Origin of the sequence: Acinetobacter lwoffii, assembly GCF_022967985.1 — a bacterium.
Taxonomy (GTDB): Bacteria; Pseudomonadota; Gammaproteobacteria; order Pseudomonadales; family Moraxellaceae; genus Acinetobacter.
The window spans coordinates 1-24,101 of record NZ_JALJVC010000008.1; the positions used below are offsets into that span (position 1 = coordinate 1).

General features: G+C 42.0%; 21 protein-coding genes. 5 read left to right on the forward strand and 16 right to left on the reverse strand.

The window, feature by feature from the left end; all coding sequences use genetic code 11:
- Positions 1-144: 144 nt before the first annotated feature.
- The 5 genes from MWG72_RS06340 to MWG72_RS06360 all read right to left on the reverse strand — a co-directional run bounded on the left by MWG72_RS06340 (position 145) and on the right by MWG72_RS06360 (position 5,279).
- Positions 145-795 carry a hypothetical protein gene (locus tag MWG72_RS06340; RefSeq protein ID WP_228128805.1) on the reverse strand — a complete coding sequence of 217 codons (651 nt, stop codon included), beginning with the start codon at positions 793-795 and terminating at the stop codon, positions 145-147.
- Between the two features lie 159 nt (positions 796-954).
- A complete protein-coding gene (locus MWG72_RS06345; protein WP_005106643.1) occupies positions 955-3,594 on the reverse strand; it encodes a bifunctional aconitate hydratase 2/2-methylisocitrate dehydratase in 2,640 nt (879 codons plus the stop codon).
- 297 nt (positions 3,595-3,891) lie between these two features.
- The gene (locus tag MWG72_RS06350; protein WP_005263233.1) at positions 3,892-4,161 is read right to left on the reverse strand and encodes a hypothetical protein; all 270 of its coding nucleotides are present in this window, start codon (positions 4,159-4,161) and stop codon (positions 3,892-3,894) included.
- Positions 4,162-4,371: 210 nt separating this feature from the next.
- Positions 4,372-4,731, reverse strand: coding sequence for a hypothetical protein (locus tag MWG72_RS06355; RefSeq protein ID WP_044108893.1), 360 nt, complete (start codon positions 4,729-4,731; stop codon positions 4,372-4,374).
- A 113-nt stretch (positions 4,732-4,844) separates the two neighbouring features.
- Positions 4,845-5,279 carry an I78 family peptidase inhibitor gene (locus MWG72_RS06360; RefSeq protein WP_247143484.1) on the reverse strand — a complete coding sequence of 145 codons (435 nt, stop codon included), beginning with the start codon at positions 5,277-5,279 and terminating at the stop codon, positions 4,845-4,847.
- Between the two features lie 350 nt (positions 5,280-5,629).
- On the opposite strand from MWG72_RS06360, the gene xseA reads away from it, so the two are divergent.
- Positions 5,630-6,901 (forward strand): exodeoxyribonuclease VII large subunit, encoded by a 1,272-nt coding sequence (gene xseA / locus MWG72_RS06365; protein WP_247143485.1) that lies wholly within the window; start codon positions 5,630-5,632, stop codon positions 6,899-6,901.
- Positions 6,891-7,085, forward strand: coding sequence for an exodeoxyribonuclease VII small subunit (gene xseB / locus MWG72_RS06370; RefSeq protein ID WP_247143486.1), 195 nt, complete (start codon positions 6,891-6,893; stop codon positions 7,083-7,085). Before xseA ends, xseB begins: the two co-directional genes overlap by 11 nt.
- A 229-nt stretch (positions 7,086-7,314) precedes the next feature.
- On the opposite strand, the gene MWG72_RS06375 is transcribed toward xseB, so the two are convergent.
- The 7 genes from MWG72_RS06375 to MWG72_RS06405 all read right to left on the reverse strand — a co-directional run bounded on the left by MWG72_RS06375 (position 7,315) and on the right by MWG72_RS06405 (position 17,308).
- Positions 7,315-7,515, reverse strand: a complete 201-nt coding sequence (locus MWG72_RS06375) for a hypothetical protein (RefSeq protein WP_005103446.1) — start codon at positions 7,513-7,515, stop codon at positions 7,315-7,317.
- 630 nt (positions 7,516-8,145) lie between these two features.
- Positions 8,146-8,433 (reverse strand): hypothetical protein, encoded by a 288-nt coding sequence (locus MWG72_RS06380; protein ID WP_247143487.1) that lies wholly within the window; start codon positions 8,431-8,433, stop codon positions 8,146-8,148.
- Positions 8,434-8,591: 158 nt separating this feature from the next.
- Entirely contained in the window at positions 8,592-8,732 is a 141-nt protein-coding gene (locus MWG72_RS06385; protein WP_004645377.1) for a hypothetical protein, read from the reverse strand.
- A 157-nt stretch (positions 8,733-8,889) separates the two neighbouring features.
- Positions 8,890-9,159, reverse strand: a complete 270-nt coding sequence (locus MWG72_RS06390) for a hypothetical protein (protein ID WP_005247243.1) — start codon at positions 9,157-9,159, stop codon at positions 8,890-8,892.
- A gap of 308 nt (positions 9,160-9,467) precedes the next feature.
- Positions 9,468-9,671, reverse strand: coding sequence for a hypothetical protein (locus tag MWG72_RS06395; protein WP_247143488.1), 204 nt, complete (start codon positions 9,669-9,671; stop codon positions 9,468-9,470).
- A gap of 323 nt (positions 9,672-9,994) precedes the next feature.
- Positions 9,995-14,515 (reverse strand): translocation/assembly module TamB domain-containing protein, encoded by a 4,521-nt coding sequence (locus MWG72_RS06400; protein WP_247143489.1) that lies wholly within the window; start codon positions 14,513-14,515, stop codon positions 9,995-9,997.
- A 36-nt stretch (positions 14,516-14,551) separates the two neighbouring features.
- Positions 14,552-17,308, reverse strand: a complete 2,757-nt coding sequence (locus MWG72_RS06405) for an autotransporter assembly complex protein TamA (RefSeq protein WP_247143490.1) — start codon at positions 17,306-17,308, stop codon at positions 14,552-14,554.
- 174 nt (positions 17,309-17,482) lie between these two features.
- On the opposite strand from MWG72_RS06405, the gene MWG72_RS06410 reads away from it, so the two are divergent.
- Together MWG72_RS06410 and coq7 are read left to right on the forward strand one after the other, a co-directional pair.
- The gene (locus tag MWG72_RS06410; protein WP_004645381.1) at positions 17,483-18,802 is read left to right on the forward strand and encodes an MFS transporter; all 1,320 of its coding nucleotides are present in this window, start codon (positions 17,483-17,485) and stop codon (positions 18,800-18,802) included.
- A gap of 3 nt (positions 18,803-18,805) precedes the next feature.
- The gene (gene coq7, locus MWG72_RS06415; protein ID WP_004645382.1) at positions 18,806-19,441 is read left to right on the forward strand and encodes a 2-polyprenyl-3-methyl-6-methoxy-1,4-benzoquinone monooxygenase; all 636 of its coding nucleotides are present in this window, start codon (positions 18,806-18,808) and stop codon (positions 19,439-19,441) included.
- Between the two features lie 146 nt (positions 19,442-19,587).
- Here the strand turns inward: coq7 and MWG72_RS06420 are convergent, their stop codons facing one another.
- Positions 19,588-20,289, reverse strand: a complete 702-nt coding sequence (locus tag MWG72_RS06420) for a DUF1003 domain-containing protein (RefSeq protein ID WP_004645383.1) — start codon at positions 20,287-20,289, stop codon at positions 19,588-19,590.
- 282 nt (positions 20,290-20,571) lie between these two features.
- Here MWG72_RS06420 and MWG72_RS06425 point away from each other — a divergent pair, with 282 nt between their 5' ends.
- Positions 20,572-21,273 (forward strand): VIT1/CCC1 transporter family protein, encoded by a 702-nt coding sequence (locus MWG72_RS06425; RefSeq protein WP_004645386.1) that lies wholly within the window; start codon positions 20,572-20,574, stop codon positions 21,271-21,273.
- A 593-nt stretch (positions 21,274-21,866) separates the two neighbouring features.
- On the opposite strand, the gene MWG72_RS06430 is transcribed toward MWG72_RS06425, so the two are convergent.
- From MWG72_RS06430 to MWG72_RS06440, 3 genes are all read right to left on the reverse strand, one after another.
- On the reverse strand, positions 21,867-22,304 hold the full coding sequence (locus tag MWG72_RS06430; protein ID WP_004645387.1) for a 2-amino-4-hydroxy-6-hydroxymethyldihydropteridine diphosphokinase: 438 nt from the start codon (positions 22,302-22,304) through the stop codon (positions 21,867-21,869).
- Complete coding sequence (gene folB, locus MWG72_RS06435) at positions 22,261-22,641, reverse strand: dihydroneopterin aldolase (protein WP_004645388.1); 381 nt, start codon at positions 22,639-22,641, stop codon at positions 22,261-22,263. The genes MWG72_RS06430 and folB overlap by 44 nt, the downstream gene beginning before the upstream one ends.
- A gap of 136 nt (positions 22,642-22,777) precedes the next feature.
- Entirely contained in the window at positions 22,778-24,076 is a 1,299-nt protein-coding gene (locus MWG72_RS06440; protein WP_247143491.1) for an ABC1 kinase family protein, read from the reverse strand.
- Between the last annotated feature and the right edge of the window lie 25 nt (positions 24,077-24,101).

The following is a 24,101-nucleotide window of genomic DNA, read 5'->3' on the forward strand; positions in this document are numbered from 1 at the left end:
ACCTGCGTTCCGTTGAGGAAACCACCAATACAGAGGAATCGGGATTGTTTGGGCATTTTACGTCAACTTTCAATAATTTTTAATGTTTGAATTAAATAATATATTTAATAAATGTGTAATTTACAGAAGTTTTTTAATATATGACTATCTGAAAAATGATATTACTTTACATTCTTCATAAAACCACATTTGTACTACCAGCATATTATTAAAAGTGTCTTGATAAAATGCATATTGGAAAATCTCAGGATTATCGCCCTTTCTTTTAATATTCTTAAATTTATTAGAATAATAATCCTCCATTTGACTTTGTTGTTCTATCCAATTTTTATCAAGGATTGGTGAGAATAGAGGAGTTGAGTGTATTGACCCCTTATATTTCTTTCCAAATTCATAATAATAAAGTCCTAGAGCACAACATTTTAAAACTTCTTTTAATCTATCTCTATCTATTGTTAACTCTAAAGCCTCAAAAATATCTTCTGACTCTGGATCTTTTATTTTTACTGTTCTAGCTGTCGATAGTAATTTTTCTTTTAGTTTAGAAATTCGATCCTTTCTGGTCCAAGAACGCATTACCTTACTTTCAAAATTTAAAAGTCCATATTTACCCGTTTGAATCGTCATTGACAAAACATTAAACAGATATTCATCATCACCTGACTTCTTACAATTATGATCCACGCATGAAGGTACCTTGATTAGGGCTTTCCTTAAATCTAGGCTAATATCTTTTAAGTCCTTCTTTTCTGGAAATAAGCATTTTGGTGGCACGTGTTCTTTTGTTGTCGCCAAATTATCACACATATAGCAAGTCTGATTATTCATATAAAAAAATAAGGGCTGATTACTCAGCCCTTATCTTATACCGCTTATTGCTTAATTAACAAAGCAAATCATAGATTTGCTCTTGCGCTAGGGAAAAGCCTTTCGGCTTTTCTTAGTCCTAGCTCATTAAGTTAACTGAGCAGCAGCAATTTTCTTAGTATCAACGTCTTTAGCAGCGTTAGTATATTCGCTCATCTTGTCGAAGCTTAAGTATTGATAGATGTCAGCTGACATGCTGTCAATTTGAGCTGCATACTGTTGGTATTCTTCTGGAGAAGGTAATTTACCCAATACAGCAGCAACAGAAGCAAGTTCAGCAGAAGCCAGGTAAACGTTAGCACCTTGACCTAAACGGTTCGGGAAGTTACGCGTAGAAGTCGATACACAAGTCGTGTTCGGAGCTACACGTGCCTGGTTACCCATACACAATGAACAACCTGGCATTTCAGTACGCGCGCCAGCTTTACCATAAATGTTATAGAAACCTTCTTCCATCAACTGATGTTCGTCCATACGCGTAGGTGGAGCAATCCACAAACGAGTTGACAATGCACCACCTGGAACTTTCTCTAACAATTTACCAGTCGCACGGAAGTGACCGATGTTAGTCATACAAGAACCAACGAATACTTCGTCAATTTTCGCGCCTTGAACATCAGAAAGAAGTTTTGCATCATCTGGATCGTTCGGGCAGCAAAGAATAGGTTCTTTGATATCTGCAAGATCGATTTCATACACTTTGGTGTATTCAGCATCAGCATCTGCTTTGATCAGGCTTGGGTTAGCCAACCATTTTTCCATGTTCTCAACACGACGAGCCATAGTACGCGCATCGCCATAACCTTCAGAAATCATCCACTTCAACATAGTGATGTTTGAACGAAGGTATTCAGCAACTTTCTCTTCAGAAAGCGTGATAGAACAACCAGCAGCTGAACGTTCAGCAGAAGCATCAGAAAGTTCGAATGCTTGCTCAACAGTCAGGTCAGTTTCCATTTCTGTTAAGTCGATCTCAAGGATACGACCAGAGAAGATGTTTTTCTTACCTTTCTTCTCTACAGTTAAGTCACCTTCCTTAATTGCGTAGTAAGGAATTGCATGTACAAGGTCACGTAGCGTGATACCAGGCTGCATTTTACCCTTGAACTTCACAAGTACAGATTCAGGCATGTCAAGTGGCATAACACCAGTTGCTGCAGCGAACGCTACAAGACCAGAACCCGCCGGGAATGAAATACCGATTGGGAAACGAGTATGCGAGTCACCACCAGTACCAACAGTATCCGGAAGAAGCATACGGTTTAACCAAGAGTGAATAATACCGTCACCTGGGCGTAAAGACACACCACCACGGTTCATGATGAAATCAGGAAGCGAGTGTTGCATTTGAACGTCAACTGGTTTTGGATAAGCAGCTGTATGACAGAAAGATTGCATAACAAGGTCAGCAGAGAAACCTAGGCAAGCCAAGTCTTTCAATTCGTCACGAGTCATTGGACCTGTTGTATCTTGCGAACCAACAGTAGTCATCTTAGGTTCACAGTAAGTACCTGGAAGTACACCTTGACCTTCAGGAAGACCACAAGCGCGACCAACCATCTTCTGAGCTTGAGTGAAACCTTTACCAGTTGCAGCAGGCTGAACCGGAGTACGGAACATTGTAGATACTGGAAGACCTAAAGCTTCACGAGCCTTAGTCGTCAAACCACGACCTACGATCAGGTTAATACGACCACCAGCACGAACTTCGTCAAGAAGTACTGGAGTTTTAAGTTCAGCTTCAGCGATTTGTGCGCCGTCTTTGAACGCAGTTACTTTAGCAGCAGCGTGATCGATCTTAAGAACGATTTCGTCGCCCATGTTCATGTTGGCAACATCGATCTCGATCGGTAATGCACCCGCATCTTCCATGGTGTTGAAGAAAATCGGAGCGATTTTAGAACCTAGGCAGTAACCACCGTCTTTTTTGTTCGGGATGTGCGGGATGTCGTCACCGAAGAACCAAAGTACAGAGTTAGTTGCAGATTTACGAGATGAACCTGTACCAACAACGTCACCCACGTAAGCAACCTGGTTGCCTTTCGCGATCAGTTCTTTAATCTGGTTAAGTGGACCCACTTCACCAGGAACTTCTGGATTGATTCCGTCACGTACGTTTTTCAACATTGCATTTGCGTGCAATGGAATGTCTGGACGGCTCCAAGCGTCTTGTGCAGGTGACAAGTCGTCAGTGTTGGTTTCGCCAGTTACTTTGAAAACAGTCAGTTTGATTTCTTCAGGAACGTCTTTACGGCTAGTGAACCATTCAGCGTCAGCCCAAGACTGCATAACTGCTTGAGCATTTGCGTTACCAGCTTTTGCTTTATCAGCAACGTCATGGAATGCATCAAATACAAGAAGCGTTTTTTTCAATGCTTCAGCTGCAAGTTCAGCAAGCTCAGCATTGTCTAAAAGTTCAACTAAAGGTGCTACGTTATAACCACCAAGCATAGTACCTAGTAAGTAAACAGCACGTTCTTTAGAAACGAGTGGAGAGGTTGCTTCGCCTTTTGCCAATGCAGCTAAGAACGCAGCTTTTACATATGCAGCTTGGTCAACACCTGCTGGTACACGGTTTTCAAGCAAATCTACCAAGTATGCTTCTTCACCAGCTGGCGGGTTTTTTAGTAGTTCAACTAATGCAGCTGTTTGGGCATCGTCAAGTGGCTTCGGTGGGACTCCGAGTGCGGCACGTTCTTCAACGTGTTGGCGGTAAGCTTCTAGCACGGTGTTATTCCTCTTTTTTAAAAAATTACTTATGAATTCCTGCTTATTCCAAGCTTCATAAATAATATGGACTCCGAAATTTTACTAAATTTCCAGTTAAAAGTTAATGCAACTCAAGTGTTTCTTCGTGATGCTCGTTATTTTATAACTAAATGATGCTCTTAATGATTATTCCATAATCAGTTCTAGCTTACACCACACGAAACAAGCCCATGAATAGGCTCTTTTAACTGAATTTAATGCATAAAAAAGGCAACCCTGATGTTGCCTGATTTGACGTTAAAAAGATACTCCACCTTAGTGTACAGTGGTCGAGTTTAAATACTGCTGATATGAGTCTCGGCAGCCTTGGAATTTCACCACGCATTCATCTTCATAGGTGGTACTGTGATTATTGCTGGCAAAGGAAATATCAATCTGATAAAGCTTTTTATCTTGTTCTAGCATCTTCTTTAAAACGACTTTGTCACCAACGCTGAGTACATAGCGACTGCCGCCAATAATGACCACACCTTCTTCATCTTCCAGCAGTAGATCAGAATGATGCAAATATCTTACGACTTCCATATTGTGCTACTCCTTGGTTAATTGGAGTTAAATTCATTATTCAATATAAAGATAAGTATTTCTATATTTTAGATTTAAAAATTGTCACAAAGTGTACATTTTTTGCTTAGGCTATTTCTGTTTTTCAGTCTTTTGAAGATGTGTATATTTAAATACGTTTAATGGGAAATATGAGTTGAATGATTTTATGCAGATTTTAAAAACCGTTCCTTAGAACGGTTTGTAATCTGGTAACTCATCATGCGGTGTCGCAATACACTTTGCAGTAAATTCAGCGCGGACTTTTTCACGGGCTGCTTTTACATCAGCCTTAATCTCTTCGGCTGGAATTGCATAAACTTCATCAATAATATTCCGGATAAAACCTTTAGTGGTTTCGTCGTCGATCTTGTTAGCATGCTCGATTGCTTTTTCTTTCTCAATCGCATTCTGACGATCCAGCATAATGGTACGCGCCGCATTTCCGACACTTCGACAATAACCTTGCCACTGCTCTTCAGAGGTTAACGGTTTCTTCTCGGCACAACCGGCCAGCGCCAGCATAAACGATAAAGCCAATAACTTTTTCATGAATTTCTCCTTCCGAGGGGCAATATAAAAGATCGGGGAAGATTTGTCATTTCAAAATGCCAGTTGTATGGAATTAAAAAAAGCCCACTCATGGGCTTTTTTATTTTATGTGATTAACCGCATGAAGCTTGAATAATCTTTTTGCTTACAGGATCTACGGTGACAGTCACTCGTTCTTCACGATAATCCATAGTCACCGCTTGACCCGGTTCGACCATACGTACAATTTGTGCCTTGGTTTTCTGCTTGATTTGCGCTTCAGTCAAATTGGACTGACCGACCAATTCCGCTGCCTGATCAGCAATACATTTAGGTTGATTCATGTGCAGTAATTCCCACTCCTCGACCACCTGACCATTCTTTAAATGGCAATATCCGACCTGACCATTGCTTTCAGTACGAATTTCAAGCTTGCCACCCTGATTGACACAATAAGCGCTTGCAGGATTCGCTGAACCTATTTTAGGAGCTTCCGTCTTAGATTGCGGCGTGGTAGTACATGCGCTTAAAGCGACAGCCAGCAAACCGAACAGCATTGTTTTTTTCATGAGAGCCTATTCTTCTTTAATAATTCTTCACCAATTTAGCATATTTCCTTGTCCTCGCCAGACACAAGTCTGTGTACATTTTTAATTGTACTTTTTCATTAAAAAATGGAAATAAGACCTTTGGAAATTAAGGACTTCAACGCTATAACTTCTTTCAATGAACAAGAAAAACAGAAGAGAAGAACCTCTACAAAATACGAAAATTCCAGATGAACCGCCTAAACCAAGTGATTATGCATTTCAATAGAATTGCATTGTCATTACATAATTCAAATATGACTTCGCTTTTAGATTTGTGATCTGTGCCGGATTGATTTAATATTTGATTGAATTTTAAACTTTCTATTGGCATGACAGACGATCCTCAACTCTCCCTCAAGGAATATCTTGCTACAGTTCAGGAAGTGGTCAAACTCACTTTCGATACACCGGTATGGGTTAAAGCCGAGATTCGTAATCTAAGTATTAAAGCCGGCCATTATTATCTGGAGCTGGCAGAAAAAGAAGCCGACAGTGATCAGGTCATCGCCAGTTGCCGAGCGACTATCTGGAAATTCAGTGCCCAGAAAATTGTCACGCAGTTTGAACGTGAAAGCGGAATTGAACTGAGTCGTGATTTGAAAGTGCTGATTAAAGTCAAAGCTAATTTCGATCCGCAGTATGGTTTTTCTTTAAATATCGTTGAAATTGACTCAGGCTATACTCTGGGAGATATTGCCCGGCGTTATCAGCAGATTGTTGAGCGGTTGACGACTGAAGGACTGATTCAGCGCAATAGAAACTTGCCCAGCCCTTTTGACCTGAACCGGATTCTGGTGATTGCTCCCGAAAATGCAGCAGGCCTGGGAGATTTTAAAAAAGATGCCGATGCACTGCAGCGTGCGCAGGTGTGTGAGTTTATCTATCACAGTGCGACTTTTCAGGGAAATACCGCCCCGCAAAGTATTATGTACAGTCTGGCACAAGCGCTCAAACAATGGGCACAGACTTATAATACCGCACCGGATCTGATTGTGATTATACGAGGTGGTGGCGCAGTCAATGATCTGGCTTATTTGAATGACTATGATCTGGCTGCCCTGCTTTGTAAACGTTCGGTGCCGGTCTGGGTCGGCATCGGGCATGAAAAAGACCGTACCATTCTGGATGAGATTGCGCATCACTCCTTTGATACCCCGAGTAAAGTCATTGCTGGAATCCGCAATCATATCTTTGAACTAACCCAGGATGTCCTGAATTATCTACAGCGGATTCAGCGTTTATCTCAGCAACAGATTCAGGCTTATCAAAATCAGAATGATCAATTTTTGAAACTGATTCAAAGTCTGGCCAATAACCAGATTATGGATGCGCTGCAACGTCTGCAACAGATCAAGGCCAATACTGCCAGTCTGGCCCAACAGCATACCCTGCTCATCAATCAACAGCTCGATGCCCTGATGCGGGAAACGCTACTACAAAATCCTAAACATGTTTTATCCAAGGGTTATGCCATCGTGCGCCAGCAAGAACATGTGGTTGCATCTATTCAACAGATTCAGCCCAATGATCTGGTTGAAGTCGAATTGCATGACGGCATTTTTTCAGCACAACTTATACAGGTATTTCCTCATGAATCATGATACTTTGAGCTTCCAACAAGGCTATGACATCTTGAAAAAGAATGCGGAACTGCTCGAATCTCAGCAAGAACCGGATATTGATAACTTGATGAAAATCGTGGAAGAATCCATGACTGCTTATAAAGCTTGCAAGGCACGGGTTGAGGCGGTTCAAACTGCGTTAAATGAGACGTTTAAAGATTAATTGCACCCCATTTTAAATATTTTCTTAGGCTATTCTGCTAGATTGAATTGACATAAAAGCTCTCATGAATGAGGGCTTTTTTATTAAGTGAAAAAAATCATTTCAATGACTATTTAAATTTTCTAGATGGGGATTTTGATCAATCCGCTCAATTCTAAATGGGAAATATTGTATTTTCATTCTCATCCCCCAGACGATAAAAAAGCCCAATATTAAATTGGGCTTTTTATTACTCTTCAATTTCTATCGGATCACCGTCTTCAGGGCGAATATGACGCGTCCCATCATCCGCAGGATCAACACTAGAACCATCTTTGGTAATAGCATTGTACATTTCATCCTCTTTCTTATCATCGATAAATTCTTCATCTTCGAAATCTTGAGGCTCACTATCGTCGTCAAAGTTCAAAGGCTTTTCTTCATTTATCATGGCGATCCATCACTTATTTAACCAATAAAATATCATGCTCAAATATTTGAAAGATTCATTCAAGAGTCAACGATGATCATTTGTGTAACTGAATAAACACAATAGTCATTGGAACATTACTTTTCTATCGACAAAAAAATGCCTCCTTAGGGAAGGAGGCTGAAATTGGAAAGAAACTACAGCGATAGAATCTATTCATGCATTATATATAAACTTATAATTTATACATTAGCATAATATTACATTAATTTTTCAATTAAAAAGCCCGCTTACTCTTTCAAATAAGCGGGCTAGTGCTGTAGTCATTTTCTTCGTATTATTTGCGTCTTCTTGTTTTCGCAAAATGACTATAGCACTGTGAATTTATCAATAAAGTATAGGGAGTATTAATAAACTGTTTTCTTACATTTGCTTTAAGTTACTTTTCGTTCAATAAGCTATACATATTAAAAAAGCCCATCTTTCGATAGGTCTTCCCCTTTTCACTTTTGCGCTGATTCAGGTATGTTGTCAAAGTGAGTAACGACTAGAGAATAAGCAAGCTATTGATAAAAATATATAAATAGACCATTAGTATAAAAAAAACTATGCTTGTTAAATTGATTGACGATTTTAACCTTCAACGACACCTTATAGCTGACTTAATTTGCTAGACATATAAGTTAAAAATAACGTCTTATCCTGAAAATCAGGCATTTCAAACACCCAAAAAATGTAATTTTTAGATCTCAATTTAAGTTTTACATTCACGGCCTTTACTTGAATTATTACATCCTCATGCTGCATTTCTGCGAATAATTCTAAAATCAGCGCAAAGAATCTCAGTTTGTTGACTGTGTTGTATTTTGTTGGTTTATATATTCTCAAGGCTTCAGAATATATAAGCTCGCACCATTCATTTCCATCTTCATCACCCATTAGCTCTCATTTAATTATTTAAAATAGATCACGAAGTAGGTTTATAACATGGTGGCTATAATTAAACTGCTTTTAATCTAAATATTAAAATTATAAATTTTTAGAAAATAAAAAAGCCCATCATCCGATGAGCCTTTTTGGGAAATATATCGTGAAGACTAAGCTGCAAATTCTTGCAGTACAAATCGTTTTACACTTTCATCAAAGTCAGGTTTTGAAAGAGCAAGCTTGCCATTTTTCATAGTTTTATAACAATAACTCGCTGCTACTCCCATACCAACCAAAGTCAACAACTTCATTGCTCACCTCTTTACTGGGAAGATTTGAATACAAAGTTATCATTCAAATTTGTAGTTTTCCAACTCAGTTTCGATTGTTTTCTGTACTACATGTTAATGAATGTATGAATAATAAATGAAAACCTGCCGGATGATGTGTTTGCTTAAAGTCTTTCAACTAGTGGTTAATTTGCGTATCTATCCAGTTAAGGAAATTTTCCTTATTACTGAATTCTGGCATAGACCCTAAATTTATAGACTCTTTAGCACCAAATTTTCCAGCGACATTATTCGGTGCTTGAACTCTAAAATCCAGAGGATCACTTTCATGTAGAGTTCGAAAATATTCTACCGCTTTATCAAATTCACTTTTATCCTTAAAACCTGGTCGTTCCTTTAAAAAGTCATAAACTTGTTCTAGAGCTGGTAGATAATTATTTTTAGGCATTCTGTTTTCTCTAAAATGATGAGTTTTATGATGAAGACCTATTTTGAATGAATAATGATAAGAATATTCCCTTATTTCTTAGAGTTTATGTAAATCATGATGATTTGAGAGTTAAATCCAAATTCTGAAGTAACCTGATAAAAAATGAGCGTAAACATACACTCATTTTTACTACATTTTCTAATGCATGCTTAACTGGCTGGCATTGTTCTAAAATAAAGTCTGTTTAATTGAACAAAGTGCAAATATCGGCTGCTCTATCAGCAAAGATTAGATGCGCTTTAAATGCGCCAGTTTAAGGTTCAAGCCTAATTAACGCTATGAATATCAATTTCATCATTGGTGGTCAATACAACAGAAGCCAAAATTGGAATGCCCAAAATGAAAGGTACAGCGAAAATCCATAGAACTACGGTTACATCCGATTTAAAGAAAAATTGAATGGCTAATGCAGTCAAAATGAGTACAGAAAATAAAATCGCAGCAAAACGGATGATAAATTTAGTTGACATGCGAAGATGCTCTTATGCGTGAAATCGTATTTTCAATATACACCTATTTTTATTATGGGTTTATTGATTTTCAGTCTGTTATTGCATGTTTTAATTGATTTTCTATATGTGATAGCTGACTTATGCGACGAGCAGCTTTCTTCAGCATAAAAGCTAACCCTAAATTCTTTCTCTACTCGCGATTTATTGTCGTATATGTATAGAGATTGGATTCAGACATCAACGCTTCTGCTGACTAATATATCAATCTATTTTATAGCTAATAAAATCTTTGTCCTGTCTCATATTAAAAAAGCCCTAAAATTAGGGCTTTTTTAATGGGATCAGAATCGCCAGTTATAGAACAAGTCAATCGCACGCTCTAAAGACTGACTCGCTTCCAGATACAAGCGCTGATTTACCTGATAGCGTAAAGTGAGCTTATTCACCGGTGTAAATACCCCGACTCCATAACGGAGATATAAATCAGGCGTAATATAACCAGTCACAGAAACCTGGGTATCATCTCCTGTGCCTTGGGCATCCAGAGCTAGACCAGTTAAGCCAAAACTGCGCCCGATCTGGTTGGTCAGTGCGCGGGTGCCACCCAAGCCCAGACTGATCCCCGCAGCAGCGATCGTATTATTTACATCAGATCTAAATCCTTCAGCCTGGCTTAAACCAGACACACCTTCATTGACACGACCGGTAATCAAGGCATTCAAGGCTTCCTGTTCTGACAAGCCCGCATCATTATAAATCTGAATACTTGGACTCGATGCAGTCCCTGTTACGCGCACTCCAACTGTACTACCCTGAACCGATTTATTGGCATCAATGTCCAGTGTCGGATTGGTAAGTTCACCATTAAAACGCGCGATAGCACGATTCAGGTCCAGACTTTGGCCATAGGCTTCGATTTTCACGCGCTGTGATACCCCGATTGCACCATTGGCACGCATTGCGGTTTCCAGACCACGCTGTGATAAATTCACCCGACCCAAGAGCGGAATACGACTGTCAAAGCCCTGGAAGATCACCTGATTCCCTAAAGAAACAGCGACATCTGCCCGGATATCCCAAGGACGTGCAGACTTCAGGATCGCTAGTTGATCATCACCTTCACGCACGACCCGTACATCTGAAGATAAACCGACTACAGGTTCTGAGGCTTCAGGCATTGAAATCAATGCCCGCGGTACATCGACTGTACCACTCAGACTCAGTTTTTTATTAAATGGATACATGTCCAGGGTCAAATCAGGTGTCACCACAGCGGTAATTAATGGGGCCCGACGAATCAACAAATTATCACCTTGCAGTTTTAACTGCACTCGCGGATCACCTTTCCAGTCGACCGATCCGGTTAATTTACCCACACCACGACCACTGTTAAATGCGCCATTAATGCTGGCAGAATTCTGACGTATGGATGAATACAGTTGTACATTGGTCAGATTCACCGGCAAGGAGATCATGCTAATCGAAGCATCTTTGACCCGAACCTCACCTTCAAGCAAAGGATCCGTTAAAGTTCCACTAATTTTTCCGGCATAAGATAAAATCCCGTCCAGATTACGGATGTCCTGAATAAATGGCTTAAAGACCTTGAGCTGTACCTGGTTAAAGGCTATTTCACCACGCATCGGTTTACTGTCACGATATGGATCAATGATGACATTGGCATAGCCGGTTCCGATATCTGGTGTTTTGACATCCAGACGAAGCTGCAAGCCATCTGCCACACTTTTTGCGACCAACCCGACTTCATCATATTTGAGTGTAGAGCCCAAATAATCTGGATCTTCGGAAGATAAGCCCACCACACCAGTACGCGTCACCAGACGTGCATCGATTTTAGGTTTAGCGCCTTGCGCCCAGGCAGCCTTGGCATAACCATTGACTTTCCCTGTTAACGCCAATCCATCAGGCAGGAATGCACTGAAGTCTTCCAGATCAAGGTTTTGGGTAACAAAAGAGGCACTGCCACGGGTTTTATTAACCCGAATCGGCTGATCAAAACACAACTGGCTTTGCTGACTCATCCAGCAATGAGCACCAACAAACAGATCCGATTGAGCACTGTTATAAATCACTGCTGCATTTTGACGCTGCACCAGACGAGCACGTAAAGAGTCGAAATCACCTTTTTGAATCTGACCCAGCCAGTTATTTTGGGCATTAAAGCCACCGGCGAGCTGCACAAAGAATTTTGACAGGCGGTTTTCTGCCTGCACTTTGAGAATGTGCGCAGCACGGGTACCGGCCAGTGATATCTCACCGCGTACAATCTCGCGTGAACCGCTACGCAGGCGATCCATTGTCGCGGTCAATAAGGTTGGTGTGCTTTGCGATGTTGGCAACTGTCCGCGAACACGAACTTTCTGCACGCTAAACAGGTTTTTAAAAGCAAAATTATCGATAGATAGATTAGCTGAAGCCTGCAATCGTGGCTGCGCCTGCATATTGATATAGCCCTGCGCACGACCTCTTAAGCCCGGATACAATTCAAACAGGGCCGGCGCATTCACTTTTAGTTGGAGGTTTTGTGCATTACCGGTCGCCTGAATCTGGTTGCTGGCATAAGACAGGAACAAGTTATTGGCTTCAAACTGCTGTGGTACAAAACCACGCTGGTTTGAATTAATGATGACCGATAAATTACCCTTGCCACGTACCGGTTTGTTATTCAGCATACCGGCCAGATTCAAGCGTTGAATCTGAATGCGTTTTAAGGCATCTGACCACACCCCTTGAGTTTGCACATTGCCTGACAATTCACCTTTCAGTTTGGCATTAAAATATTGCGGCTTAAAGCGGATTAAGGATGCGTTGATATCCCAGCCAATGCCATTCGCCAGATTGACCAGACCGTTGGCATTAATCTTGCCAGCCACACCATCATGACGAAATTCATTTATCTTCAACATTTCTGGTGTGCCTGAAACGCGCAGTTTCAGCATACCCTGACTGGCTTTAAGCTGGCTGGCATTTAAAGCACCATCATAATTGACCGCATAACCTTTAAAACCACCACCCGCTTTTTCATTATGGAATAACAAGGCAATGGTGCTGTTTCCGGTCAAACGTACGGTTTCATTTTGCTCCGCTAGTCGTCCGGTCAGGTCGACACTATTCAGTTTAATAATCTGCTGATTCGGTTGCGCATAACCATTGGCTTTAACCTGGCCATTCAAACGATCTACCGGTGAAGCTGCGGCAATACTTTGAGTATTCAAATTTTTGGCATTTAATACCGCGGTCCATTTTAACTGACGTTTTTCCTGTGGCAGTTCAATCCGTGCATTGCCGCTTAAGCTGCCTGCTGCATTGGCGCTGTAATTAAAGCTTGGGACATTCAGGATATTCTTGTTCAGATTGAGCTTGGCTTGGTACATGCCTGCAGGTAGAAGTCCTTCTTCATGCTGCTCGACTTTAGTGGCCACATTAATATTCTGCTGCCCTTCGACCAATGCCAATTTGACATCGCCAGACTGACTGCTGAGCCAGCCCACATAAGGTACGGCGCGATCAATATTTTTCCAGGCAACATCCAGCAGCATCGGTTGTACTTTATTGCCTTTGACCGGATTTTGATCCAGCTTCAGATTCCAGCTTTCATAACGGTCGAAATCAACTAATCCGGTAAGGTGCAGGCCATTTTCCAGGTTACCCGCAGAAGCAATATTCGCATCCAGACTTGGCGGCAAGAAATCTTGTACGACTTGCGGAATACGCTCATGTTTAGGATCAATCCCATTTAAGCGTCCAGCCAGATCCCAGCTGACCCGGTCTTTCCAGCCCACTGTCCCAGCAAGGCTAACTGCACCTTTCATCAACTGACCATTCAGATCGGTAATATTCAGCTGATTGACCAGATCGGTATACATCACCGCACTATACTGACCTTGCGGAATATTTTCCCCAATCAGGTCAGTCTGGACGTTCAGGTTCAGACGCTTGATATCGCCATTAAACTCGGCAATACCGTCTTTGGTAAACAGTTTCTGTTCGGCCAGAATAGGCCAGTGATAATCCTTGAACTTCAACTCGCCGCGCATCGGTACCTGAGGACGCATCGGATGCACGATAACCCAACCCGTTAATAAATCAGGTGTATTGGTCGCTACGCCAGCCTGAATCGTGTCCAGTGTTCCGCGTGCCCGCACCTGAATATCATGAATATTCAGGCTGTCTCTTAAGGAAGGCAGATTAACGATGCCCGTGGCATCTAGAGGATATTTGCCTTCAAACTGCATTTTACCCGTGGCTTCACGTACCGACAGATAGCCCATATCCATACGGGAATCTTCAAAATTTAATTCGGTGCCGGACCAGAGTGCCTCATTTAATTCAATATTATAGAAATCGACTGCATTGGTCTGGGTTTTAATCACCAGATGATCCAGCAGTAAATGATCAACGCGCAAAATAAAAGGCAAACGGATGGCATTAAACTTGAATGGTTCGCCCGTTGAAGGTCGCTTGTTAATAATTTGCAGATTGAGGACATCGGCTTCAGTCAGATGAATTTCTTTTTTGACAATCGCGCGCCAACCCAGTTTTACATCAGCACGATCAATTTTGACATCGACCGGTTTCAGGCTGACCAGCACATTTTTAAGAATAATTCCACGCCATAAATTTCCGCCTTCATATTCATAATGAATAATTTGCTGGCGTTGTAATACCTGATCCAGCAGGAACTTACTGCCCTGATTGGTCGAAAACAGCAGCGCCAGCACAGAGAGCAGGAAAATGAGTGAGAAAAGTACCGACAACAGGATACTTCTCAATATACGGCGCTTTTTCGGCACAACGCTATCTTGTGGTTGTTGTTCTGGCTGTGGTTGGTTCTCGACCATGATGTACCCAAATAACTATTTTTAAAAAATGATGTTTTATAACTGCGAACCAATAAAGAAATGCAGACGAATTGGGTGATTGTCATCAGACAATCCAGTCGCCACATCGATACGAATCGGTCCAATCGGTGAGGCCCAACGTACACCCACACCCGCACCATATTCGGTCGGATTACTGAACTCTTTATTATAAGCATTTCCGGCATCTGCAAAAACCGCAGCACGCCAGCCTTCCCTAAACTGATAGTTATACTCTAAGGAAGCAACCCCTAAGGCCTGACCCCCGACTTTAAAGCCTTCAATTTCCGGAGAAAGACTCTTGTAATCAAAACCACGAATGCTTTGGTCACCACCGGTGAAATATCTCAGGTTATACGGCACTTTGGCAAAATCCTCAGTGAAGATATAACCGGCATCAGCACGTCCAACAAACTGATGGTCTGCATTTTCACCCAATGAATAGATAAAACGCCAGCCTGCATTTACAATGGCCATATCTGCATCAGACAATAACGCCTCACTACCCAGCTCGACTTTGTAGGTCTGCTTGAAACCCTTGGTCGGATTGACCCGACGATCGGTATCGGTACGTGAAACTTCATAACCGACCAGTAACGACTGCTGTTCATCTTCGGTATTAAAGCGAAACGCTTCCGGAATCTGGTTAAAATCAACAGAACCATTCTGCTTCAAGCGATCCAGACGGTAACGCGCTCCAAAAGTACGCTGCCAGTTACCCAGCGGGTTTTTAATAATCCGGTCTGCCCCTAAGACTGCCGATTCAATTAACAGACCTTCGCCCTGTGCGACACCTTCACGTTCTTCACGCTCATAACCACCCACAATACTGACATAGTCATTCAGCGGATGGTGATAGGGAATATTATAACGTCCATCAATCGACTGACGGATGCCAGATAACTCCATGTTGGCATCAAACGAATGTCCGCGCTTGTTCACAATGGCACGACGATATTGACCACGTAAGCGGATATCGGTATCTGTGCCATAACCCAAACCCACTTCAGCACTATTTAAACGGTCTGCATTTAAAGTCACAATCACTGGAATCTTTTTCTCTTCCCGTGCCTGTACTTTTAAACGGTCCTGTTCATTCTCTTTGGTTTGCTGCTCAACCCGTAAAGTTCTTAAATTTGCGCTTTCCTGATCGCGGCTACCGGCAAACTGGTCTTCATCTACGACATTCTGGGTCACTTCCTGAGAAGAGGATACCGAGCGAGCTGGTTGCATAGTAGCAGCCTGATCTTCAGTCCGTTTCTGTTCTTCAATCAGGCTTTGAATATCGGGTGCCAGTTCCAGCTCTTTATCAAGCGGATCAGGGCGAATCGCATCCACCAGAGTATAGTTAAAATAACGTGAGTTGGTCAGGTTATTGGCCAAGCCATTCACCCGCCAGAAGGTATAATCTGCACCATCTGTCCAGGTGACCAGACTTTCCAGTACGTCTCGATCCAGCGGAAATTCCTTTTCAGGATCGCTCATTCTGAACTCGACATTGCCCAGCTTGTAACGTTCGCCGGTTTCAAAACGCAGGTTCACATCGGCGGTATTTTGTGGCTGGGCAATCTTTACATCATGCAGACGCCAGAATGAATCAAAATAACCATTGTTATTGGCTGCAGTAGTAATCCGTGTTTTGGTTTTTTCATAATTGCCATGATTGAAAATATCGCCTTCTTCCTGTTCAGGCAAAAGACTGATGACCTGGAATTGTGGCTGTTCGGCGCCCTCTCCAGTAAATTCAATATTTTGACTGCTAATCAGGACAGGTTCATTCGGGGTCACAAAAACCCGAACCCGACTGTCAGAGAGTTTTTCAAATCTGAACTGAGCATTATAATAGCCCACTGCTTGCGCTGCCTGTCTGGACAAGGTGCGTAATTGCGGCAAAGCCGAATTAAAGTCGCCAAAAGACTCTTGGGTAAAACTGGATAATTTGGCTTTGACATTATTTCTTAAATTCAGATGGCCTTCAGGCACATCTTTACGATTCAGCATACCGTTACTTTGCGCCACACCTTGCCCATTTATGATCACCACATCTGCACTAATGCGGGGAACTCTTGCGGTCATGATCTGACGTGGAGGACGGATTTTATAAAATAGCCGTTTGAACAGATTCGGACGTTTATCATCCTCAGCGACAAGCTGACCTGGCACTTCTGGCAAGGTCAATCCGGCTTCATTATTTTGTACAATAATCTGGCTGTCAGCCTGAATCGATTGCATCAACTGATCGACATTCACCGGCGCCTGATTGATTTCCAGCAGTTCTTGCTGGCTGATATCGGCCACCACCGTTTCGCTGGTCTGAGTATTGCGATAGTTTTGTGCTTCCTGTTTGGCTTGCTCGGCTACCTGGTAAATTTCATTCGCCATGTTCTGATCAATAGTCTGTACTGGCAGATCTTCCAGATCATCAAACTCGATCGGCGTAAATTCACCCAGACCAGATCCTGCATTTTGCTGTTGTTCCAGCATCAACATGCTGTCCACTGGAACTTCAGGCTCCAAGGCTTCTTCGATTTTTTCTTCCGCTTCCGTTTCGGACGTGGCCACTCCCTGACGAATCGCTTCTTTGGATAGCTCGTCCACCATTTCTGCCTGAGAAATGGCCACAGGTGTTTCTGGCTGTTGGGTTTGTGCCATGCTCTGATGGGATAACATCATAAAAAAGATGCTCATACACAGCTGCATACCACTATGCTGTGGTATGAGAGGCCCCATACTGCGATTTAGCATCGTTTTTTTAAAATTTTTCTTTGCAGGCATAGCAAACTCTAAACGAATACATTCTTTAATTGATTATTTGACCGAAAAATATAAGCTAAGGAGCTTAATTAATTGGTTTTTACCTTTACATGGCTGAAAGTATCTTACATGATTTTTCTCAATGTTTACGCATAACTGACATTTCTTAATAAAACTTAATGTAGCACGGCCTATATGAACAAAAATGAACATTTGTTAGCTTCTCGGCGCTTTTTACCGATGTTTCTGACGCAGTTTTTTGGTGCATTAAACGATAATGTATTTAAACAGGCGTTACTGCTGGTCATTACTTATGGCTGGATTCAACAGCAATCGGCCAGCATCAGCACTTTAAATAATCTGGCGGCTTTACTGTTTATCTTGCCCTATTTTATTTTTTCAGCCACGGCCGGTCAGATTGCCGACAAATACGAACGTTCACAGCTGATTCGCTATCTCAAGCTTCTGGAAATTGCCATTATGTTGCTGGGAACTGTCGGTTTCCTCATGGGCAATTTATGGATTCTGTTATTTGCCCTGTTCCTGATGGGCACCCATTCCACTTTCTTTGGCCCGATCAAATATGCGATTTTACCTGAAGTCCTGAAACCGAATGAACTGATGTCCGGCAATGCCCTGTTTCAGTCCGGAACTTCTCTGGCAATCCTATTCGGTATGATTCTGGGCGGTGCAGTCATTGCAGCTTCCGCCGGCAACCTGATCTGGATCAGTTTAACCGTCATCAGCATCGCCTTGATTGGTTATATATCCAGTCGCTATATCCTGAAACAAAGTATTCCCGCGCCTGAGCTGCAAGTTGACTGGAATTTCTTCCGCACCAGCTTGCAGACCTTGAAATATGCCAAAAGCTTACCTCTGATTTTTACCATTTTACTGGGCAACTCATGGTACTGGTTTTATGGTGCAACCTATCTGACCCAGATTCCTCAGCTGACATTACAAAATCTGCATGCATCTGAAAATGTCGCCAGTCTGCTCTTAACCTTTTTTTCTGTCGGAATTGGTCTGGGTTCATACTTATGCCGTAAAATTGGTGGCAGCCAGGTCAATATCAAGATGGTGCCTTTTGGCGCGATCGGTCTGGTGATCTTTGCCCTGTATCTGGCCGCGAGTCTGGCCTTTGTTCCGGAGCGTACAGGTGCATTAATCGGCTTGGCAGATGTCTTTCAGCAAGGCTGGAGCTATTATCATGTGATGCTGGCCGTCACCTTGCTCGGAATAAGTGGTGGTTTTTATATTGTTCCGCTCTATGCCATGATGCAGGCGCATTCGCCTCGCTCACATCGTGCGCGGGTGGTTGCAGCAAATAACATTTTGAATGCCGTTTTCATGGTATCTTCTGCTATATTCTCGATTATTATTTTAAGTGTTTTAGAGCTTGATCTTAAAATACTTTTTTGTATTACCGCAGTATTGAGTGGCCTGTTTACCTTATGGCTGCTTTTCCGACTCAAACCTATGATCAAAACTGCGAAAGCACCCTTGGAGGATTAATTCATGCGTCAATATACAGGTGTCGATAAGCTGATTCATTCTTTTGATCAGGCATTACGCAGTCTCGTCCCGGGCACGACATCGGCACGACGTGAAAATCCGGCCCAACCGGTAGAAACACAATTAACGGTCAGTGATGCACGTCATGTAGCAGGTTTAATGCGGGTCAATCATAGTGGTGAGGTTTGCGCACAGGCACTGTACCATGGTCAGGCGATGACGGCTAAACTCCCGAATGTACGTCGTGAAATGGAACAGGCAGCGATTGAAGAACAGGATCATCTGGCCTGGTGTGAAGACCGCTTAAAAGAACTGGATAGCCATACCAGCCTACTCAATCCGGTCTGGTACGGTCTTTCCTTTGGTATGGGCGCGATTGCCGGAATCGCAGGTGACAAATACAGCTTGGGTTTTGTGGCTGAAACAGAACGTCAGGTCAGCATGCATTTACAGCATCATATTAGCCAGTTGCCACCGCAGGATGAACGTTCTCGTCGTATTCTAGAACAGATGAATGAAGATGAACTGCATCATCGGGATACAGCGTTAAATGCTGGCGGTGTAGATCTACCCGTTCCAGTTAAGATCGCCATGACAGGCATTTCCAAGTTGATGACCAAAACCAGTTATTTTATTTAAATAAGACGGTTTTAGTTTGAGCCCACTCATTTGTGGGCTTTTTAATATGGGTCAAATCTTGAGCGAGATAATAACAACTCAAGGCATATGGCGATCTTATTACTTATAAGCTCTATAAAATAATAGAGATTCCCCCACAGCATCCTTTAATCTTTTTTGCTCATTTCAGAAAGCAGGTCCAGCTGGATTTCCTGAATTTGCGCCAGCCGTTCCCATTGATGTAGCAGCAGATGATCTAATTTTTCATGCAAGTATTGGATTTCCAGCTCGGCTTTTAAATTGATCTGATAATCATTTTGCGAACGTAAGCGGTCTTTTGCTTCCTGTCTGTTCTGGCTCATCATAATAATAGGTGCCTGAATCGCCGCAAGACAGGATAGGATTAAATTCAACAGAATAAAAGGATAAGGATCAGCAGGTCGTGTCACCATCACCACAGTATTTATCGTAATCCACAGGCCCAAGAAGATTGCAAAACAAATCAAAAAGGTCCAGCTTCCACCAAAAGTTGCAATTTTATCGGCGAGCCTTTCTCCCAAGGTCCACTTTTGCTCTAAGGTCGTTTCCACATTTTTGGTAATCAGTTCATGCTGATGCATGCTATCAATCACTTCAAACTCAAGATCAGTCACTTCACCCTTTTCCGAACTTAATAATGAATGTACATACTGTATACGGTACTGGGTTAAATCTGCCTGGCAAATATAATCTTGCGGTGTCCAGCCTGGAATATCTTTGGCAATCTCTTCGGTAATGACTTGTCTGACTGTTCCCATCGGGGTGAGATTTTTCAGAAGAAAGTGCTTGCCGCATACCAAGCATTTATGGCTTTCATGTTTTTCTTTCATGATAATTCTCTTTTTAAACCAACTCACTCAGCTATTATTTTGTTCGATATGTTTGATTTGCTTTAGTCATTTTTACCATTCGTAAATCAATTATGTATCAAGTGCGTCTGATTTCTTGAACTTATGAATCTCACTTCGATTTTATCTTGGATTGATAAAATGCTCAGCCAAGCGCACGATGAGCTGATCATTCAAGATAATTTTCAGATCGATTCAATCCTACTATCTATACATGACTTAAATTTAATATAATCATGATGATAATAAAAAAGGGGCTTCATTGTGCGCCATTCATACCATCTTGAAAAACATTATATCGAACGCGCGGGCTGGCTTCGTGCAGCTGTACTGGGGGCAAATGACGGGATTATTTCGGTCACCAGTCTGGTGGTGGGTATTGCAGCCAGTGGAGCATCCACAGAAATTTTATTGGTGACCTGTGTTGCCGGATTGATTTCTGGAGCCGCATCAATGGCGGCCGGTGAATATATTTCGGTTAAATCCCAGCAAGATATTGAAACCAATGATCTACTCATGGAAGAGCGCGAACTCCAGCGCCATCCCACCCATGAGTTAAATGAGCTCAAAACGATTTATATACAGCGTGGGTTGGAACCTGCTTTGGCACAACAGGTCGCTGAACAGCTGACCAACCATAATGCCTTGGATGCCCATGCTCGAGACGAAATTGGTATTTCAGCACATACCTCTGCCCAACCTTTTCTCGCTGCATTTTCTTCCGCCATGGCCTTTACGGTAGGTTCATTATTCCCTTTAATTTCAATCATGATTTTACCGGAACACTATCTGGATAAAGGCGTCATGCTGATTGGCGTTTTAAGTTTGGGGATGATGGGTGCACTGGCAAGCTATGCCGGTGGAGTAAGTGTCTGGAGAGGTGCTGTTCGGGTGATGCTCTGGGGAATTATCGCCATGTTATTCAGTGCATGGATCGGATCATTATTTAATGTGTCTGTTGCCTAAATATGTGTTTATTTTTTAGCTAGACAAAGAATAGGATTGAGCGGCTCTTGTATTAACATCACTGAAAAATGTTTTTTCAAAAACTAGCCGCTCTAACAAAACTTGAGTTTAATTAATATATGTTCGGTTTTAATTTAGATATTTAAAACCTAAGATCTATGCATGAGAGGTATTGTTATGGAAACTACGATCATTCTTGCCATCTTGGCGATCATTATCATATTGCTGATCATTTTTTATAACAAGAAAAAGTGAAAGAGCGATGAGGCATTTTTACTGCTTTGAGGGTTTTTACTGATCTTAAAATAAATTCCAGAGCTTTAAATCAATCAAATATTAATTTCCCGTCGGAAAACCATGAAATCCCCATTGGATCACATAAAGAATCCCAAGGATTAAAATCACCGAAACCAAGATTTCTAATATTTTCATTTTTAAATGAGCTCTATACTTAAGCACCTCATCTTATCTGAATTTTTCTTTTCATCTAAAACAAAAAATTGAATCATAAAAAAAGCCTGATCTTGTTTGATCAGGTTGGTTAATCATTCTTACTGGATAAAATTTATGAGCAAAAAATTAGGTGATTTGATTTAAATCAGCTGTTCAACTGTTGGGAAGCTATGTGATCCATGTTCGAACATGGCATCATGCCAGATATCAAACATGGGCACTTTCACATCCAAAGCCAAAGGCAATTTTTTTTCATTAAACTGCATATGTTGAAGATCGGATCCCCAGGCAATCAAATCAACATCCAAAGTAATCTGATGGGATGGACGTACTCGCCCTAATGCCTGTTCCAGCTGTTTGAGCAGCTCAATCAGGTCTTCACTAGACACCGAACTTCGCAATAAACACGCTGCATTCCAGTAATCTGCGCCGATGCCATCACGGCAAGGAATCATATAAATGGGAGAAAACTGGACTTCTCCCCATTCGGAAATACGTTGCTGTGCAGCTTGAAAATGTTGCTGAGGATGACAATTACTCGCTAATGCTAGGGCGAAAATCGTTTCGGTGGCGTTCAAGACGTATCCCTACAGAATTGGCTTGCGCGATAATGGCAGGCTTACGGATCGTAATATTAATCGATTCAATTGCTGTAAAGGTAGTAAAAAGTGCATTCAGCACTAACTTTGCTGCATGTTCAATCAATTCAGGCTTGGCGTCTTGAATGACTTTGCTGGAAATCTCACAAATTTCTGCATAATTCAGCGTATCTGCAAGTGCATCTGAGTTTGATGCCTGTTCTAAATCGGTTTGAATGGTCAAATCCAGCATTAGAGGCTGAATAATTTGACGCTCCCAGTTAAAGCAGCCCACGACTGTCTCAACCTTTAAACCTTCAATAATAATGGCGTCCATTGGATTGCTCGAGAATATGATATTTACAACTAATCTCCCTAAATCCCTCTTTTATAAAGAGGGATTTTTATCGCTTATACTTTATCAAGCAATGAGACACTCCTCCCTTTAGAAAGGGAGGTTGGGAGGGATTAAATTAATGCTTTAACAGCAGATTCGGATCCATGCTCTGTACCATCTGCAAACGCTGATCGGCATAGATATCGGTATACGGCGCAAGAATTCGCATGAAACGGTCGAAATACAGCATTTGCTTGAACAGCAAGGCAAAGTCACGCGGGAACCGGATCCCGTGACGTTCACCCACAGCCACCATATCCATCATGATATCGTTCAGGTCAGCAGGGTTTGACGTTAATAATTCCTGCGGATCCGCCATCAACACACCACTAAATAAACGTTCCAGATCAGCAGCCAAGATTTTGGTGTCTATCTGCACAGCGGTCATACCCATTTTCAGCATGTTTTGCGCCATCAGCTCATAATTGGTATGTTGCAATGAATCCATGAATGCCATACATGCCGTCCATACTTCAGGCTTGAGCTGACCAACGATACCGAAATCAATAAAACCGACACGGCCATCTTCGAGCAGCATCAGGTTGCCTGCATGCAGATCGGCATGGAAACTGTTACACATCATCAAGCTTCCGAACCAGGTATTCATCGCAGTGATGAGTACTTGAGATGGATCTTTGGATACTTTTTTGACCACTTCAAAATCTGTCAAAGGCACACCGTATAAACGCTGCATGGTGAGCACACGACGGGTCGAATATTGATGATAAACCTTCGGCGCAGTGGCTGCCTGATTGTTGGTGATATTCAGGTAATTAACGAAATCATCCAGATTCTGGGCTTCTTCGATAAAATCGACTTCGCGCACCATACGGGTTTTGATTTCTTCGACAATATCAGCCAGTGAAGCAAACTTGACTTTCGGGACTGCTTTTTCCAGCAACTTGGTTGCCCAATGCAGTACATTCAGGTCAGTGTACAAAATGGTCTCCACACCGGGTTTTTGTACCTTAATCACGACATCTTCGCCAGACACCAGTTTGGCCGCATGCACCTGTGCAATAGATGCAGAGGCTAACGGTGTTTCATCAATCGATGCAAAGATTTCATCCAGATTGCGCCCTGCAAATTCAGAAGCCAACACTTGCTGGATATAGCTAAACGGCAAGCGTGGAGTCTGATCCAGACAACCCTGAAATTCTTCTACATATTCACGTGGAAATAGCGACGGCGTACTGGCAATAAACTGCCCCAGCTTGATATAGGTCGAACCCAAAGATTCGAAAGTTTCACGCATGAGCTTGGCATTGCTTGGCTTTTCAGTGGCATATTTAATGCCCGCCTTGGCCGCAACGACCGCTGTTTCTCCCATACGGGCAACTGAACGTATTCCATCTAACCAGATATTGTTTTTCATAATGTCTTAGGAAAAATTAATTACA